At 43.1% G+C, this 18,742-nt stretch carries 14 protein-coding genes, 1 other RNA gene and 1 pseudogene; 7 read left to right on the forward strand and 9 right to left on the reverse strand.

Annotation, left to right across the window (positions count from 1 at the left end; all coding sequences use genetic code 11):
- On the reverse strand, positions 1-549 hold a 549-nt coding region (locus BCT49_RS14495; protein WP_102436109.1), incomplete at its 3' end, for a GspH/FimT family pseudopilin.
- A gap of 51 nt (positions 550-600) precedes the next feature.
- Between BCT49_RS14495 and BCT49_RS14500 the strand changes: the two genes are divergently transcribed.
- Entirely contained in the window at positions 601-1,083 is a 483-nt protein-coding gene (locus BCT49_RS14500) for a type IV pilin protein (RefSeq protein ID WP_277869423.1), read from the forward strand.
- A 137-nt stretch (positions 1,084-1,220) separates the two neighbouring features.
- On the opposite strand, the gene dnaJ is transcribed toward BCT49_RS14500, so the two are convergent.
- The 5 genes and pseudogenes from dnaJ to grpE all read right to left on the reverse strand — a co-directional run bounded on the left by dnaJ (position 1,221) and on the right by grpE (position 8,532).
- The gene (gene dnaJ, locus BCT49_RS14505; RefSeq protein ID WP_102436113.1) at positions 1,221-2,369 is read right to left on the reverse strand and encodes a molecular chaperone DnaJ; all 1,149 of its coding nucleotides are present in this window, start codon (positions 2,367-2,369) and stop codon (positions 1,221-1,223) included.
- Positions 2,370-2,658: 289 nt separating this feature from the next.
- Complete coding sequence (gene dnaK / locus BCT49_RS14510; protein WP_017110244.1) at positions 2,659-4,572, reverse strand: molecular chaperone DnaK; 1,914 nt, start codon at positions 4,570-4,572, stop codon at positions 2,659-2,661.
- 390 nt (positions 4,573-4,962) lie between these two features.
- A complete protein-coding gene (locus tag BCT49_RS14515; RefSeq protein ID WP_102436115.1) occupies positions 4,963-6,000 on the reverse strand; it encodes a polysaccharide lyase family 7 protein in 1,038 nt (345 codons plus the stop codon).
- A 272-nt stretch (positions 6,001-6,272) separates the two neighbouring features.
- Positions 6,273-7,558, reverse strand: a pseudogene (locus BCT49_RS14520) (dicarboxylate/amino acid:cation symporter).
- A 392-nt stretch (positions 7,559-7,950) separates the two neighbouring features.
- Positions 7,951-8,532 (reverse strand): nucleotide exchange factor GrpE, encoded by a 582-nt coding sequence (grpE, locus tag BCT49_RS14525; protein ID WP_102436117.1) that lies wholly within the window; start codon positions 8,530-8,532, stop codon positions 7,951-7,953.
- 143 nt (positions 8,533-8,675) lie between these two features.
- Here grpE and nadK point away from each other — a divergent pair, with 143 nt between their 5' ends.
- From nadK to bamE, 3 genes are all read left to right on the forward strand, one after another.
- Positions 8,676-9,560, forward strand: a complete 885-nt coding sequence (gene nadK / locus BCT49_RS14530) for an NAD(+) kinase (RefSeq protein WP_017106601.1) — start codon at positions 8,676-8,678, stop codon at positions 9,558-9,560.
- A gap of 293 nt (positions 9,561-9,853) precedes the next feature.
- Positions 9,854-11,518, forward strand: coding sequence for a DNA repair protein RecN (gene recN, locus BCT49_RS14535; protein ID WP_102436119.1), 1,665 nt, complete (start codon positions 9,854-9,856; stop codon positions 11,516-11,518).
- A gap of 167 nt (positions 11,519-11,685) precedes the next feature.
- Positions 11,686-12,045: an outer membrane protein assembly factor BamE gene (gene bamE, locus BCT49_RS14540; protein WP_102436121.1), complete on the forward strand. Its 360-nt coding sequence runs from the start codon at positions 11,686-11,688 to the stop codon at positions 12,043-12,045.
- Between the two features lie 216 nt (positions 12,046-12,261).
- On the opposite strand, the gene BCT49_RS14545 is transcribed toward bamE, so the two are convergent.
- On the reverse strand, positions 12,262-12,573 hold the full coding sequence (locus BCT49_RS14545; RefSeq protein WP_102312307.1) for an RnfH family protein: 312 nt from the start codon (positions 12,571-12,573) through the stop codon (positions 12,262-12,264).
- 3 nt (positions 12,574-12,576) lie between these two features.
- Positions 12,577-13,005, reverse strand: coding sequence for an SRPBCC family protein (locus tag BCT49_RS14550; protein ID WP_012603332.1), 429 nt, complete (start codon positions 13,003-13,005; stop codon positions 12,577-12,579).
- A 119-nt stretch (positions 13,006-13,124) separates the two neighbouring features.
- Between BCT49_RS14550 and smpB the strand changes: the two genes are divergently transcribed.
- The 3 genes from smpB to BCT49_RS14565 all read left to right on the forward strand — a co-directional run bounded on the left by smpB (position 13,125) and on the right by BCT49_RS14565 (position 15,468).
- The gene (gene smpB / locus BCT49_RS14555) at positions 13,125-13,610 is read left to right on the forward strand and encodes an SsrA-binding protein SmpB (RefSeq protein WP_004735156.1); all 486 of its coding nucleotides are present in this window, start codon (positions 13,125-13,127) and stop codon (positions 13,608-13,610) included.
- Between the two features lie 66 nt (positions 13,611-13,676).
- Positions 13,677-14,043: a transfer-messenger RNA gene (ssrA, locus tag BCT49_RS14560) on the forward strand.
- Between the two features lie 183 nt (positions 14,044-14,226).
- On the forward strand, positions 14,227-15,468 hold the full coding sequence (locus BCT49_RS14565; protein ID WP_102436123.1) for an integrase domain-containing protein: 1,242 nt from the start codon (positions 14,227-14,229) through the stop codon (positions 15,466-15,468).
- Positions 15,469-15,668: 200 nt separating this feature from the next.
- Here the strand turns inward: BCT49_RS14565 and BCT49_RS14570 are convergent.
- Positions 15,669-18,742, reverse strand: a 3,074-nt coding sequence (locus BCT49_RS14570) for a type I restriction endonuclease subunit R, EcoR124 family (RefSeq protein ID WP_102436125.1), incomplete at its 5' end; no start/stop codon positions are given.

Genomic DNA, 18,742 nt, shown 5'->3' on the forward strand with positions numbered 1-18,742 from the left:
AGTTTTACTTGACCACTTCACGTGGTGACCTATACTGTTACGTCCATTTTCATTGGGATCGCTACTACAAATCCTAATCCTCCCCGAAACATTTGATGCCTTTATTGACAACACCTCCGTTAATTTACTCATAGATGCTATCGAAATATTGCCATTGCTGAAGCGGCCCCTGACACCCTCGATCGATATTGAATTTTGATTGAAAAAATTAAAGGACACTTCTATATCCTGATACGGAGAACCATCCAACCACATAAGAATATTTGTAGGGTCATAAGATGCAGAACTACTTAAAACCAAATCCCAATCGCCATCGGAGTTATTAACAGCCCCTGAGTTGCCGGACACTAAAAAGAACAAATAAATATCTTGATTCCGAGTTATGGCCTCTGACCTCGCTGCAATTAAGAAGCCATGAACCTCAGGTGCAAGCCTCTTGATTTTCGTTGAAGCTAGCACAGAACTAAAACTCGGGGCAGCCGTGGCTATCAGTATCGATAACACCGATACCGTTATTAACAGCTCTAATAAAGTAAACCCGCGAGTCATTTCCCAATTTCCTATGTAATCTGATGCGTAACCGTATTTAATCTTGCGCCGATGCTACCACCGGAGAAAAATAGGCAGAGATATGAAAGGAAACTACTCGCGATGATTCGAAGAAATATATGCAACAACAACAACTTAAACATTGGAGGGATGACATTGATCGAATTATTGATCGCTGTCGCCATCGTGGGGATACTCGGCGCCATTGCGTACCCAAGTTATACGAGCCATGTAATTAAAGCGCATCGAGTCACAGCAATGGCCGACATGACCAAGATTCAACTGGAGATGGAGACCCTGTATACGGGAAACTATGCGTCGGCCGCTGATAGTATTGTTTCTGGAGGGACATGTTTGTTTTGCGATACCGACACCAGCCGATACACGTTAACGATTTCAGCCAGTAGCACCACCTATTCAATTCAAGCGGAACCGCTTTCGCAGCAAGTAAATGATGAATGTTTAGACTCGAATACCGATAAGTTGGAATTGCACCACTCGGGTGTTTCGGATCCCGAAGCGTGTTGGAAGTGATAAGAGCAACGCCCAAAGGGCTCGATAATTTATCTGAGAAATCTCGACTCTTTCTTCTCTGAGCTTCTTTTCTCTGATCTACAGATACAAAAAAGCCTGCACACTGGCAGGCTTTAGAATTTTCAAATCACTATCAATTACTTAGTTAGGTCATCGAAGAAGTTTTTAACGCCGCTGAAGAAACCTTCAGACTTTGGCTTATGCTTGCTCGCTGCTTCGCCACAACATGTCTCTTCGAAATCACGAAGAAGTTGTTTTTGACGAGAGCTTAGCTTAACTGGTGTTTCAACCACTAGCTTAACGATTAGGTCACCAACACCGCCGCCACGAACACCTTTCACGCCTTTGCCACGCATACGGAACATACGGCCCGTTTGTGTCTCTTCAGGCACTTTAAGGTTTACACGGCCATCCAGTGTAGGAACTTCAACTTCACCGCCTAGCGCTGCCATTGTGAAGCTAACTGGCACTTCGCAGTAAAGGTTGTTGCCGTCACGCTCAAAGATGTTGTGCTCTTTTACGTGTACTTGTACGTAAAGGTCACCAGCCGGAGCGCCTTGCTCTCCCGCTTCACCTTCGCCAGATAGACGAATGCGATCACCAGTATCAACACCTGCAGGAATCTTAACGTTAAGCGTCTTAGTCTTCTGCTTACGGCCTTGACCATGACATGAGTTACATGGGTCTTTGATGATCTTGCCTTTACCGTTACAAGTAGGACAAGTTTGTTGAACGGCAAAGAAGCCTTGGCGCATTTGTACTTGGCCGTGACCATGACAAGTGCCACACGTTTGTGCAGAAGAACCCGCTTTAGCGCCGCTACCGTCACACGTATCACACTCAACAAGAGTCGGTACTTCGATTTCTTTAGAAACACCACGAACGGCTTCTTCTAGAGAAAGCTCCATGTTGTAACGTAAATCAGAACCACGTTGTGCACGCGCTTGACCGCCGCCACGACGACCGCCGCCAAAGATATCGCCAAACACATCACCGAAGATATCGCCGAAGTCACCTTGGCCACCGCCGCCGTAACCGCCGCCGCCACCCATGCCACCTTGTTCAAAAGCTGCGTGGCCGTATTGGTCGTAAGCTGCTTTCTTTTGAGCATCGGTTAGGATCTCGTACGCTACTTTTACTTCTTTAAATTTGTCTGCTGCGCTGTCATCACCCTGATTACGGTCCGGGTGGAATTTCATCGCTAAGCGTTTGTACGCTTTTTTAATATCGCGCTCTGATGCATCGCGGCTTACGCCTAATACTTCGTAAAAATCACGTTTTGACATGTTCTAGGTCACCAAATAATTGCTACTACCGAATGATCACTTCAGTAGTCTGTGTATCAATCTAGATAAAAGTTCTGCCGGCTGAAACGCCGAATAAAGCTATTATCTAGATCGACAAGTCTAAATACAAATTTACGGGCGTGAGAGTTACCTCTGACGCCCGTATATTTAGAAATCGAAAAACGACTTTTTCTAAGCTAAAACACGTTAGTTCAAGGAGAAGGCACGGAGCTTACAAGTGTAAGTGAGTACCTTCGACGCAGAAATCACGTGTTATAGCGACGAAAAATTATTTTTTGTCGTCTTTAACTTCTTCAAACTCCGCGTCTACCACGTCGTCGTCTTGCTTAGGTTGCTCACCAGCGTCAGCACCAGCTTGTTCAGCTTGAGCTTTCTGTTGAGCAATTTCCATTAGCTTTTGAGCTGCTTGCATAAGTTCTTGAACTTTAGCGTCGATAGCTTCTTTGTCGTCACCAGACTTAACTGATTCTAGAGCTTCGATAGCTGCTTCGATTTTAGCTTTCTCGTCTGCAGGTAGAGCTTCACCAGCTTCTTCTACTTGCTTCTTAGTGCCGTGAATCATTTGGTCAGCTTGGTTACGTGCAGTTACTAGCTCTTCGAACTTCTTGTCAGCTTCTTTGTTAGCTTCTGCTTCTTGAACCATTGCTTCGATCTCTTCCTCAGACAAACCGCCTGATGCTTGGATAGTGATCTTCTGCTCTTTACCTGTCGCTTTATCTTTAGCAGATACGTTCAGGATACCATCAGCATCTAGGTCGAATGTTACTTCAACTTGTGGCATGCCACGTGGTGCTGGTTGGATGCCTTCTAGGTTGAACTGACCAAGAGACTTGTTGTAAGTCGCTTGCTTACGCTCACCTTGAAGAACGTGGATAGTTACTGCGCTTTGGTTGTCTTCAGCTGTAGAGAACACTTGATCCGCTTTAGTAGGGATAGTTGTGTTTTTCTCGATAAGCTTAGTCATTACGCCGCCCATCGTTTCGATACCGAAAGATAGAGGAGTAACGTCTAGAAGAAGAACGTCTTTAACTTCACCAGCTAGTACACCACCTTGAACAGCAGCACCCATTGCAACAGCTTCGTCAGGGTTCACGTCTTTACGTGGCTCTTTACCGAAGAATTCAGTTACTTTAGCTTGAACCATAGGCATACGAGTCTGACCACCAACTAGGATAACGTCAGTGATTTCGCCTACAGATAGGTCAGCATCTGCTAGAGCAACTTTTAGTGGCTCAAGAGAACGTTGAACTAGGTCTTCAACTAGAGACTCAAGCTTCGCACGAGTCACTTTGATGTTCATGTGCTTAGGGCCAGTCGCATCAGCAGTAACGTAAGGTAGGTTTACGTCAGTTTGAGTAGTAGAAGAAAGCTCGATTTTCGCTTTTTCTGCTGCTTCTTTAACACGCTGCATTGCTAGTGGATCAGCTTTAAGGTCGATACCTTGCTCTTTCTTGAACTCATCTACTAGGTAGTTGATCATGCGGTTATCGAAATCTTCACCACCAAGGTGAGTATCACCGTTAGTTGAAAGAACTTCGAAAGTCTTCTCGCCTTCTACTTCATCGATTTCGATGATAGAGATATCGAATGTACCACCACCAAGGTCGTATACAGCGATAGTGCGATCACCACCTTGCTTGTCTAGGCCGTAAGCCAGAGCAGCTGCAGTAGGTTCGTTGATGATACGTTTAACATCTAGACCAGCAATACGGCCAGCATCTTTCGTTGCTTGACGTTGAGCATCGTTGAAGTAAGCAGGAACAGTTACTACTGCGCCAGTTACTTCTTCGCCTAGGAAGTCTTCAGCTGTTTTCTTCATTTTCTTAAGAACTTCAGCAGATACTTGAGGAGCAGCCATTTTTTGGCCTTGCGCTTCAACCCATGCATCACCGTTATCAGCTTTAACAATGTTAAAAGGCATGATTTCGATATCGCGTTGAACTTCTTCATCTTCAAAACGACGACCGATTAGACGCTTAATTGCGTATAGCGTGTTTTGAGGGTTAGTAACTGCTTGACGTTTCGCAGGTTGACCAACTAGCGTCTCGCCTTCAGTGTATGCGATTACCGATGCTGTTGTGCGTTCGCCTTCAGCATTTTCTAATACGCGTGGTTTGTCACCGTCAAGAACAGCAACACAAGAGTTAGTAGTACCTAAATCAATACCAATGATTCGACCCATCAGGCTTTCTCCGAATAAATTCTATTTAGTTTTTTGCTATACCCACTATGTGGGGGGTAGTAATCAGGGATTCAACCCTAATACACAAAATTTAAATGCAAATGTATTTTGCTTTCGTATGCACCATAGATAAGGGCTGCAAACTAGTTTTCAAGGGAAATAGGTAAAAAAAATCTATTTTTCCCCCTATCTTTCAACTTAAAGGTAAAAAGTGGCTTACCCCTTACTACTTAAGGCTCGAAAGTTGACATATTCACGCGTGAATCTTCATAAATAAAATGTCTCCCCTATTCTATCTCGCATAAAAAAAGACCTTCATATGGAAGGTCTTTTTCAAATAACAACGAGTTGAACCGTTATTGATTCCGCACTATTTGTGATTCGGCAATATTATTGATTAAGAACTAACTGGTAGAAGCTTGCTTGGGTGTAATCACCCGCTTCCATACCACGCCACTCACAGGCAGAGCTCGACTTCTTAGTATTACACTGGTTATACGCACCCGCTTTGAAGTACATCCAATCTTGACCATAGCCAAGATCGATATCATGACCCTGATATTTGCCCTTTGCCAAGTCAACATCATAGGTCTTCACAATAGGATCGGCTGAGTTTGGATTCTTCGTAAAGGTTAAGTGCATGATGTTATCTTTGATATTCACATCGTATGAGAATACTTCACCTAGCTTGATACCATCAGTAGGATCCGAGCTGCCTTTTTTCAGATTGTATTGGCCAAATACATCATGGCGAATGTCTTTACGAAGCTTCTTACCATTTTCATCCTTCGCATTCTTCATCTCTGTCGGCGGATTTAATTCATAGTTCCACGTTAACGAACCATGCTCATGTTCTGGCAGTTTACGGTAAACAATTTTCAGAGGTTCATTATCCGAGCCGTGGATTTGACCGATTACGACTGAGAATGCGCCTGTTTTTTTATAGTTACCGCTGGTGCTTACCTGATCAACAGAAAGTGTCGCCGTCATCTGCCCACCGATAGAACCAAACTCTTCAGCGTTCTCATGGCTTGAAATAGCGAAATTGTTACTCGGAGCAGAGTAGCTATCCGCTAGCATTGCTCTTAGTTCACTGCGAGTATTCTTACTGTTTGGCGTTGTAGGTGCCGTATTAGGAGCCACAAACACCATCGCCCCAGAGTCCGAATCCGTGTAGAACCATTTAGGGTGAACGTAAGGTGTGTCTACATTCGACAATTCTTTCTTACCTATCTCTAACGTTTTGCCTTTTCTAGACCCTTCAGTCGTCAGCTCCGGTAAGTTAATTTTCCATTTAGATAAATCGAAGTTTTGGGCAGGCGCTTTTGCAGGATCAAGGTCAAACTGTTGACCAACATCGTGATTAGAAGCAAGAGCCGGAGCCGCTAAAAGACTTGCCGTTAGTAAGCTAAGGTAAGACAACTTCATTATTTGGTTTCCTTTATGTCGTCAGAATGTAGGTTGCCAAAACAATAAAATAATATTGTATTATTATATGTGATCGAGGTTAAATATTGAAAATTGATGATCGATACGATTCGAATAAAGATAGAAAATGAGACTTAACGCCAGCTCCCTGCTCTTTGACTCACTCCTCTTTAACCAACTCATCCAATAGCACCAAAGCACCGATCAGCAGACACAAAAAAGCCCCGCTCCAATTGGGCGAGGCTTCTGATTATCGAATTCTTAATTAAGAATTATGCTTCAGCTTTCTTTAGCTCAGCTTCTTCGTTAGCTTCAACGCCGATTTCGTTTTCAGATTTCGCTACGATAGTGTTAACCGCAGTATCACCAACAACGTTAGAAGAAGTACAGAACATGTCACAGATACGGTCAACAGCAGCAACAATCGCTAGACCTTCTGGTGGCAAACCTAGTTGGTGCAATAGAACACCGACCATAACCACACCGCCACCAGGAACACCACCAGCACCGATAGACAGTAGCAAGATAGTTAGACCTAGAGTAAAGATGTCAGCAGTGTTGATAGGCTGACCAAATGCGTTTGCTACGAACATAGTTGCTAGTGCGATGTAGATAGATACACCAGACATGTTCATTGTTGCACCCAGTGGTACACCGAAACCTGCTACTGACTTAGATACGTTCAGTTTGTCCGTTAGAGTGCGCATTGTTACTGGAATTGTCGCGTTCGAACTTGCTGTAGATAGTGAGAATAGAACTTGCTCACGAGTTGCACGTAGGAACTGCTTTGGAGAAATACCAGTGAATGAACCAACCATCATTGGATAGAAGAAGAAAATCCAGAACACGAGCATTGCTACAACAAGCGCTACATAGCCAGCAACTGACATTAGCGTGTTTGCATCAAGTGTTGCACCCAGTTGAATCATCAGAGCAAATACACCGTATGGCGCAAGGCTCATTACTAGGCCGATAAGCTTCATCATGATTTCGTTAGCCATCTTGAACGTCTTGATAGCTGGGCCACCACGAGAATCAAGAGCTTGGATAGCAAGACCAGTCAGAATAGCCATGAAGATGATTTGTAGCATGTCGCCACTTGCAAATGCTTCTACAGGGTTGCTAGGAACGATGTTAACAACAAGAGAGAAGATATCTGGCGTTTCAGTTGTTGTAAGCGCAATTGTCTCAGACACTGTACCCGCTAGATTCGCACCAGCACCCGGTTGGAAAATAAGACCAATCGTTAGAGCTGCTGAAATCGCAATGATGGTGTTAATAATGTAAAGACCAAAGGTTTTACCACCAAGACGACCAAATGAACGAATATCTTTTAGCTCAACGATACCGCAAACAATAGATACGTATACAAGAGGTACTACAAGCAACTTGATCAGTGATACGAACATACCACCAGCACCTTCAGCTGCGCCGAGTAGGTACGTATCAAAAATAGCAATGCCGCTGAATAGGTACTGAATAGGTACTGAATAGCAGTACCAATAATTAGGCCAGCAAACAAGCCTACAAAAATCTTACTTGAGAGCGATTTATCCATCGTTCTTCTCCAGTTTGTTGTGTTTAAAATTTGTACTTTTATAGTTATATATGCGACTAAAATCGCTATATCGCAGTGGATTTTACATACAAAAATAACAATTAAAAGCATTTATTTACAAAAACATTACAAGTGTGACATCAAAACATTTCTCAATTAACAACCAGTTTCATAATATAAAACTCTAAATCGTTGATCTGGATAAAATAAAAAGAACGACATTCTTAATGCGATTTTGATGACTATTTACGTGGACTCTCAAGTTACAGGCATAAAAAAAGAGAGGCATATGCCTCTCTTTTCATTTCACGTTAACCAGTGAATTATTTTGTCGCCGCTATTTTCTTACTTCACAATTGCAACAATCAACTGCTTGGTAAACGGCCACTCAATTACTTAGCAACCATTACCATTGCAGGGCGAATAACACGGCCGTTAAGCTCGTAGCCTTTCTGCATAACAAACATCACAGTGTTTGACGCGTGGTCTGGGCTTTCTTGAATAGACATTGCTTGGTGGTATTCAGGGTTGAATGCTTCACCTTCAGGGTTGATCTCTGTAAGACCAAATTTAGCCACTGTGTCTACGAACGTTTTGTGCGTTAGCTCAACGCCTTCAAGAATTGGCTTAACCGCTTCATTCTCAGCATCTGCAGCTTGTACTGCACGCTCTAGGTTATCGATAACAGGCAGTAGGCCTTCAGCGAATTTGTTTAGCGCGTATTTACGTGCTTTATCCACTTCTTGCTCAGTACGACGACGCATATTCTCAACTTCAGCTTTAGCGCGTAGTACAGAATCTTGCTGCTCTTTCACTTTAGATTCGCTAGAAAGCAGTGCAGCTTCTAGTTGAGCGATTTTTGCTTCTTGCTCATCAACAGACTCTTCATTCAGCTCAGCTTCTTCAACTTTCTCAGCTTCAGCAATGATTTGATCTAGCTCTTCTTCCGTTACTTTGTTTTCTTCGTTGCTCATGATCTCTCCAGAATTCGTTTTCAATGCAAGTGACAGGTGTGTTTGCACCCCAAATTGATATAAAACACTCGCATAGACGTTCAACTTGCCTTTATTATGGGGATGAAGAATTTTGATTCAAGCCTAATTCGTTTGGAAACGTTATGAAAAAGCCATTTGAAGTCATCGCCATTATTGGTAAACCTCGAGATCAGCAAGCAATTCAGACTCATAGAGAGCTCTATCAGTGGTTAAGTGCTGAGGGTTATCAAGTGTTTGTTGATGACAGACTCGCCACTATTTTAGACGATATCCCCAAAGAACATTTTTCTAGCCTAATTGAACTAGGAAAACGTGCAGATCTCGCGATTGTTGTCGGTGGCGACGGCAATATGTTGGGTGCCGCTCGTATTTTGTCGCGTTTCGATATTTCAGTCATCGGTGTTAACCGAGGCAATTTAGGTTTTCTGACAGACCTGAACCCTGAAAACTTCCAAACCTCACTCACCGATGTACTTAAAGGTGAGTTTATGGAAGAAGAGCGATTCCTACTCGAAACAGAGATACATCGCCACGGCCAAATAAAAAGCCACAACGCCGCACTCAATGAAGCCGTACTTCACCCAGGTCAAGTTGCGCACATGATCGAGTTTGAAGTGTATATCGATGACAGCTTCGCCTTTTCACAGCGTTCTGATGGCTTAATCGTATCAACTCCAACGGGTTCAACGGCCTACTCGCTTTCTGGCGGTGGTCCTATTCTGTCATCAAGCCTAAATGCCATTTCATTAGTGCCAATGTTCCCGCACACACTTTCAAGCCGACCATTAGTAGTTGATGGAAAGCGTCGAATCAAGCTGATCGTCTCGCCTGATAACCGCGGAACTCAAGAGGTCAGCTGCGATGGTCAAATCTCGCTGCCTGTTTCTCCTGGCGATGAGATCCACATTTACCAAAGCCCTAATGTACTTAAGCTTATCCACCCTAAAGACTACAACTACTACCATGTCTTGCGTAACAAACTAGGCTGGTCGAGTAAGCTGTTCTAAAAGAACAAAAGCTCCAGTAATAACCGAAAACTTGAAAGGCTGACGTATTCGTCAGCCTTTTTTATTTCCTAACAAAAGCCCGCCACCTCTATCTTCCCGCCAATCCATCACACCGTCATTCCCAAAAGGGAGGAACGACTGTATTGGGAATCTATAGCAGTTTCAGTGATCTACAGCCAACCTCAATTCTGAGAGCTATCACAAAAAAATTTCACCTGTCGACTTTACTGTATAAAGAAACAGTATATACTGAGCTTATATACAGTATTGTTCAGTTATACAGGTAAATAAAAATGCTGGCTCATTTAAGTGTTAATAATTTCGCTATTGTTAAGTCTTTACAGCTAGAACTCTCTAAAGGCATGACAACAATCACCGGTGAAACGGGTGCAGGTAAATCTATCGCGATCGATGCTTTAGGCTTATGTCTTGGAGGAAGATCAGATGCAGGAATGGTTAGGCAAGGTGAAGAAAAAACCGAAGTCAGTGCCGCTTTTTTACTTGAGAACAATCTGCATGCGACCCGCTGGTTAGAAGACAATGAACTGCTTGATGGCGGTGAATGCATATTACGTAGAACCATCTCAAAAGAAGGTCGCTCTCGCGCATTCATCAACGGCAGCCCTGTCCCTCTTTCACAATTGAAATCTCTAGGCCAACTGCTGATCAACATTCATGGTCAACACGCGCACCATCAGTTGATGAAAAGTGACTATCAAATGGCGATGCTTGATCAATACGCTGGCCATTTGAATCTATTGAAATCGACTCGTAACGCTTACCAAACATGGCGACAAGCGGATAACCACTTAAAAGAGTTACGTGAAAACAGCCAGCAAAACCAAGCTCAAAAACAACTTCTTGAATACCAAATCAAAGAGTTAAATGAGCTATCTATTGGGGAGGAAGAATATGAAGACCTCGAACAAGAGCATAAGCGCCTCTCCAATAGCGGAGAATTGGCCTCAACCTGCCAACAGGCTATCGAGCTTATTTACGAAGGCGAAGAAGTTAATGCGCTTAGTATTCTGCAATCGGCCAATCACTCCCTAATCCAGTTAGCAGACCTAGACGAAAGACTGTCTGAGCTGCCAAATCTACTCTCTGAAGCAATCATTCAGATTGAAGAGACCAACAACGAGCTAAGAACTTACCTAGACAGCATTGATGTCGACCCGGGCCGTATGGCTTACGTTGAAGAACGCTTTTCAAAAGTAATGTCGATGTCGCGTAAGCACCATGTGTTGCCAGAAGAGTTGTATAAACATCACCAAGACTTACTGCAACAAGTCGAAGCGCTGGATTGCTCTGATGAAAAGCTAGATGAATTGGCCAATGATGTCGAGAACCAATACCAGTCGTTCGTGGCCAAATCAGAGAAACTTCATAAGTCTCGTACTCGTTATGCAAAAGAGATCAACAAGCTGATCACGCAAAGCATGCACGAACTGAGCATGGAAAAAGCGCAGTTTGCGATTGAAGTGAACAATACCAACATGCATCCATCGCCATTAGGTATGGATAACGTGACCTTTATTGTGTCCACCAACCCAGGTCAACCGATGCAGCCAATTGCTAAAGTGGCCTCTGGTGGTGAACTGTCGCGTATATCATTAGCGATTCAAGTGATCACGGCTCAAAAAGTGGATACACCAAGCCTGATTTTCGATGAAGTCGATGTGGGTATCAGTGGACCAACGGCCGCGGTTGTCGGAAAAATGCTGCGTACACTCGGTGAATCGACTCAAGTCATGTGTGTGACTCACTTACCTCAAGTGGCAGGTTGCGGGCACCAACAGTTGTTCGTGGCTAAAAACACCAAGTCGGGTAAAACAGAAACTCAAATGCATACCTTGGATGAGCAACAACGCATTTCAGAACTTGCTCGCTTGCTTGGTGGAAGCCAGATTACCGAGTCGACACTGGCCAACGCAAAAGAATTATTAATCGCAGCTTAGGTTACATATTCGGCAACTTTCTGATAATTTACCGAAAATTCTTGGCAATTTTGCAACTTAATTCAAAATTGCCAGTCATAACAAGCTCAAAGCGCAAGGAGCTTTTTACTTCTTGCTGGAGCTTGTTTATTATCAGGCAGTATTTTAGCGAAGAAAGATCTCAAACTATGCGAATTAAAAAGTGGTTAGTTGCAGTTCCACTTGCACTAACAATGTTGACCGGTTGCTCTCTACTAGAGAAGTTGGTTTATCGAATTGACATCAATCAGGGTAACTATGTTGAGCAAGAAGCTGTCGATCAGCTCAAGTTTGGCATGACAAAAACACAAGTTCGTTACGTTATGGGCTCACCAATGCTTATCGAAAACGGCTACCCAGACACGTGGTACTACATTTATCACCACACTAAAGGCCATGAAGACCCGATTCAGAAAAACCTAGTCGTTAACTTTGATGCTACTGGCACCCTAGTCACGATCAATGGTGATTTTGAAGCCAGTGACGAGTTCTTCGAAAGCCTTCGCTAGCTTTCAATCAACAAAGCTCTAAGCCGGTAAAGCTGTCAGTCGACAGAACTCTCAGTCGACAAAGCTCTCAGCCGACAAAGTATGAATCGCAAAAGCCTGCTCACATGAGCAGGCTTTTTAATATCCTGTAACAAATTAATCTTCATTCTCAGGCTAACGGACACAAAAAAGCTCGCCAATATAGCGAGCTCTCTTCTTACTCAAATTTGTTTAGCATTACGATTTAGCTGCGGCCGCTTTTGCTTGTTCAGCACGCTTACGGCGAATCTCTTTGGGATCAGCTAACAATGCTCGATAGATTTCGATACGATCTTTATCGCGTACCGTCGCATCTAACTTAACGTTACGGCTGAATACGCCAACCTTGTTTTTCGTTAAGTCGATTTCTGGATACAGCTCCAAAACGCCAGACTGTGCGATGATCTCTTCCACGGTCGCGTTCTTGTTCACTACCAAGGTAAACACACGCTGTTCGTGCGGAAGTGCAAACACAACCTCTACGTGGATCATATCTGATTCAATAGTCATGGCTTAGTAAACCTGTTTCGCTCGTTGAGTAAAAGCACTGACCATATTGCTCGTCAGCTCGTTGAAAACCTTACCAAATGCCATTTCAATCATTCGGCTAGAGAATTCAAACTCTAACTTAAGCTCAACCTTACACGCTTGATCGTCGAGCGGAGTGAAATACCAACCACCCTGCAGTTTCTTAAATGGGCCGTCCACCAGCTCCATCAAGATCTCAGCGCCATCCGCTAAGCGGTTAGACGTAGTAAATGTTTTGCTGATACCGGCTTTAGATACATCAACCGAAGCCACCATAGCTGAATCTGAAGATTCGATCACACGTGAACCAGAACACCCTGGCAAAAACTCGTGATAACGAGCAACATCATTGACCAAGCTGAACATCTGGTCGGCACTAAACGACACTAATGCTGAACGAGTAACCTTTGGCATATAGACTCCTGTTAAAGACAGCGTTACATTAACACAAACTGCAATTTTAATTGTATTGGGCCAGAGCGCAAATAAAAAGGATTCCCCAACTAGGGTGCAATCCGTATAATGAGGCCATTATGGCAAAGAATAAATCAAAATCAAAAGCCGGTAGTAATACCATTGCGCTTAATAAGAAAGCTCGCCACGAATATTTCATCGATGATGAGATAGAAGCGGGGCTTGAGCTACAAGGCTGGGAAGTAAAATCCCTACGTGAAGGCAAAACCAATATCGCAGAAAGCTACGTCTACATCCGAGATGGCGAAGCATTCATCAGTGGTATGACGATCACTCCGCTAACTCAAGCGAGTACTCATATCGTGGCGAACCCAACACGCATCCGTAAACTACTAATGTCGAGAAAAGAACTCGATAACCTTATCGGTCGTATTAACCGTGAAGGCATGACACTTGTCGCAACCGCGCTTTATTGGTCTCGCTCTTGGGCGAAGATTAAAGTTGGCGTAGCGAAAGGTAAAAAGCTGCACGATAAACGTACTGATATGAAAGAAAAAGATTGGGCGAGAGATAAAGCACGAATTATGAAGAGTAATTTGCGTTAATTTTAAGCACTTAAACGCACAGTGCTAGACAGGCAAAGCTTTTCTGGTACTATGCAAATAACACTTGGGGCTGATTTAGGATTCGACAGGAATTTTGAAGTCTGAGGTGCATGCCGTGGGGCGGTTGGCCACGTTAAAAGCCGCAAAAAAATAGTCGCAAACGACGAAAACTACGCACTAGCAGCTTAATAACCTGCTCAGAGCTCTCTTACCCTAGCTTCCGCTCGTAAGACGGGGACCAATAAGAGATCAAACCCAAACTAGCTAGCGCGGATTCTCCCACCTGAGAGGAAAAGCGCGAATAACAATTCAGGTTAGCCTTTAACTAGCGTGTCGGTTCGCAGGTTGCTGGTGAAATTAAAGATCGACTAAGCATGTAGTACCAATGATGAATGATTTTTGGACGCGGGTTCAACTCCCGCCAGCTCCACCAATTATAAGTTCAAAGACGTCCTAGGGCGTCTTTTTTCTTGCCTGCAATATAATAAAATCAACAACTTACAGTCCATTAGCGTCCGTAGCGTTCTCTACCTTCCATACTCTTAGGTATTCCAAGTGGTATTCCAAGCAATAAATGCTAGTATTTGGAATACCATTTATTTGAGGAGTTGAGCCAATGGGAACCAGAGCAACCAGACTAACAAGTAAAGCAATTACCAACGCAAAGCCTAAAGAGAAGGATTATGTACTTTCTGACGGTGACGGTTTACAGCTACGAGTTAGGACAAATGGTTCTCGGTTATGGAACTTCAACTACCGCCACCCTATTACTAAAAAACGCATCAACATGGGCTTAGGTGCTTTCCCTGAGTTATCTCTCGCTAATGCCCGTAAAAAGACAATAGAAGCAAGGGAGCTTGTTGCTGATGGCATTGATCCTAAAGAAGCCAGAGATTCAAAGCTTTCTGAAATGCAAAAAGAACTTGAAGACACATTACTCAATTTAGCTAAAGAGTGGTTTGAAAGAAAAAAAGAAAGTGTCACGCCAAACTATGCCGATGATATCTGGCGTTCTTTAGAACTGCATATATTCCCAGACTTAGGCACCTGCCCTATTTCTAAGATTGATGCTCAAACGGTTATCAAGAAATTAAAACCTCTAGAGGCTAAGGGGAGTCTTGAAACAATTAAACGCTTATGTCAACGCTTAAACGAGATAATGGTATATGCCGTTAATGTCGGCAAGCTCACCTCTAACCCTATTGATAAAATCTATTCTGGATTTCAAAAACCTAAGAAAAAAAATATGGCAGCTCTGAAGCCCAATGAGCTACCAGAACTGATGAACGCAATCGCGAATGCATCTATTAAGAAAGTGACTCGCTTTCTAATTGAGTGGCAACTACACACTATGAGTAGACCAGCAGAAGCCGCAGGTGCTAAATGGGGAGAAATTGATTTAGAGAATAAACTTTGGATTGTCCCCGCAGAGCGAATGAAAAAAAGAAAAGAGCACAAAGTACCGCTAACTGACCAAACTATTGCCTTATTGGAAGAACTTAAACCAATTAGCGGCCATCGAGATTTTCTGTTTCCTTCAGATAGAGATCCTAAGAAACCTTGTAATAGCCAAACAGCTAATATGGCTCTAAAAAGAATGGGATTTGAGAATCGACTAGTAAGCCACGGTTTGAGATCCCTAGCTAGTACAACACTCAATGAACAAGGATTTGTTCCTGATGATATTGAAGCCGCTCTAGCTCATGTAGACAAAAACCAAGTCAGGAGTGCTTACAATCGTACAGATTACCTTGAGCGTAGACGTCCGATGATGAGCTGGTGGAGTGAACATATAACCGCAGCTGCTGAAGGAAATGTCTCATTAGCTAGCAGGAAAGGACTAAAACTAGTCAGTTAAGCCTAGTATAGGTTTGCGATAATCAAACTAAACGGTTTCATCCCAACGTAGAACTAGCAGATAGAAATACTTCATTCTCAATCTTATATTTTTCTTAAAAACTAAGAATGATCGAGGTTAACTTTGAATATAACGGGGAGCTAATATAAGGTGAGCTCCCCTAATTTTGCATTCAACCTATGTAGTGGTTGTTCCCAATGTTAGTGCTGACTGCCCTTCCATTTTTCTGCTAACTTCTTATTCATTTTAAAATCAATGACGTTTGGAGAAGTTTCAATTGCAGACTTTTCAGCATTGCGCTCTTTTTGTTCTTCATGCTTAGCTTTTAGTTTGCTGAATGCCATTTTGGGCAATACAACAAAGCTGGCAAACAGAACACTTTTTGCACCATCGTAGATAACATTTTCGATAAATGGCTTATAGCTTTCATCTCCAGCATATTGAACAGCAACAGCAATGAACTCATCAACTACGCTCCCCTCTCTTGCCTCTTTGAGAGCCCAAACAATACCACTCTGACCTTCTTGATAAAGGGGAAGATCAAGATCTTTTGTCACCAGTTCGAGTTCTAAAAGTGCGGTAAGCGTCGTATCTAAAACATGAGAAGACACCACCCCAAGTTGCTTTAGCTCACTGTAACAGCCTGTTGATAATAACGAAGCGGGATTGTCTTCATACAAGGTATCTGTTTTAAAGGTAACTGAACCCAACTCAACAGCGCTTTTAAGCTCTAGAACTTGGTTTGCTCGATAGAGCTTAATATCACCAAAAACAAGCGGCTTAGGTGAAAATTTTTGACTCTCTTCGTGAGTATCTATTCGACTATCTTCCAGAAGGTCTTCCGCTTGCCCAAAGATAAACTCTTGAAGGTACTTATCAATACGCATGTTCAGTTTGAAAGGGGGGATCGTTGCTCCCTCAATACGCTCAAAGAAGACTTTTGCTTTGGTTCTATCGACCGTTGATTTCAGTGTATCAAAGCGACCAAAACGGTTAATGCTCTGCTCATTCACATCCCCACCCATCAACTGGAGAAGTAAATCCTTATCTAAACCAAGAGCCTCAACAATAGCGGCTATTCGCAACTGTTCCTTCTGATTTTGATAGTCGTTGATGTAGTCTCTAAAAGTATGGCCTTCAATTAACTGCGCATCTCCACGCTGCAAATCGTGTAAAAAGAGCTTGGCATACTTTTGTTCGGTTTGGCTTAGTGACGCAAATGACTTGTGTAACTCATTGAGTGTAGTTTCAACGCTAGTAGAGTCTTGGTGCTGATTAAGCTCTTTTAGATATTTATCAAAGCGACTATTCATGTAGTCAGCGTCGATTTTGCCAGTGTCTATTTCAGTTAGATAACCACTGATATCAAAAGGGACATCACCACCTGAACCTTCACCATTGCCGTCCCCTTTGCCAGCAAGCTCTTTATAACGCTGAACTAAACTCATGTAAGTGAGTTCATCGACAGCCAGAGTGACCTCGCGCTCAACACCGCTCTCGCCTTCTAATGAGTCCGTATAGGTAGACTGCTCCCAATTCAGACCTTGTACTTTGGCAGCTTCTAGGTGCTTGTTAAAGGTATTAAATAATTCGGTAAACTTAGCACAGAGCTCTACATCGTCTGGCAGCGCTTCAAAATTTTCAATACCAGAACTAGCAAACAGCTCAGAGATATCCGCTGACAACCTGTTCATAAGATCGACATTACTTGCCAACCTATCAACAAAAAGCCCAATAGGTTTGTCGCCGGAGTAGAGTTTGACAGCATCATTAATGTGCTGCTCCATGGTATGTGGATAGCGATAATAACGAACAATGCCGTGAGGTTTGTCGGGACCAAACAAACGATTAGTACGTGAGAAAGCCTGAATGATATTCTGGTACTTAATCACTTTATCTAAATACAAGGTATTCAACCACTTGGAATCAAAACCAGTCAGCATTTGATCGACCACGATCAGCAGATCCAACTGCTTTGAAGGCTCTTTGTGAATATTTTTGTACTGTTCTTTATGAGCAAGCCGCGCAGCGATATCTTTTTTAAAAGCCGAATGGCGGCCAAAATCAAACTCTAGGCCATAGCGAGCGTTATAATCGGCCATAACCTCTTGTAGACCATCACCTTTAAACGTTGGACCACGGTCACCACTTCCATCGTTATCGATGTTAGGGTCAAATAGGGCCGATATTTTTAGCTCAGGTTTTACTGCTTTTAAACGGCGATAATAATCAATCGCTTCAGCGATACTATTAGTGGCTAAAATGGCGTGAAATTTATTGCCTTGGCTCAGCACATCCCATTTATCCAAGATGTCAGCGACGACTTTGTCTTGATGAGCCTTCGTTAAGTATTGGCTTTTAGGAATATAGTCTTCAATGCCTTTATGATATTTTCCTGCGGCGTCTTTAAACCCCGCCATCGGCACATCATTCATAAAGTGATTAAACTTTTTCTTTTTGGCAGGCTCTGCCATCGCATCAGTAACCGAGTCGGCCTTAGCTTGTTGTAAAGCAATCTCTTTTCTTAGTTCGCTATCCTTAAAGGTCGGCATTTTGTAAGGGTCAAAGCCCAATACATTTCCATCACGAATACCATCAGCAATGCTATAGCGGTGCAACTCGTTACCAAACACGTCAGTAGTCGTATTACTATTAACTTGGTTTTCTTCATGAATGGGCGTGCCCGTAAAACCAAAGAAGAGGGCTTTAGGGAAGGTTTTTTTCACCCTGACCAACATACCATCTTTATTTTCTTCGCCTGCGCTCATCGTTGAGCGGTGCGCCTCGTCGATAATAAACACCAGCCGCTTAGCTCGAATTTTTTCAATATCAGCCGAGTTTGTTGCTACTCCTTCATCATCCGCTTCTTCAAAGATATTACTCATTTTTTGAATGGAACTGACAATCAAAGTATCAGCAGGTTTAGTGCTCTTTAGTTTGGTCACCAGTACATGGGTATTCTCAGTGGCTTGTACCACTTCTCCATCACTGGCAAACCCTTGATATTCAAGTAGGGACTGAGTACCAAGCTCGATGCGATCCATTAAGAAAATCACTTTATCGGCGTCTTTTGATTGAGCAATCAACTGCGCTGACTTAAAGCTAGTCATTGTTTTACCAGAACCTGTGGTATGCCATACATAACCACCAAGTCTGTCTTTATTGTTTACACCGCCTAACTGCTTCCAGTTGGTTTTAGCTACTCGATCCGATATCGCATTAGCAGCGTAATACTGATAACTGCGCATGACTTTAAGGGCTCTTCTCCGCTTAG

The organism is Vibrio lentus (assembly GCF_002875945.1).
Lineage (GTDB): Bacteria > Pseudomonadota > Gammaproteobacteria > Enterobacterales > Vibrionaceae > Vibrio > Vibrio apostichopi.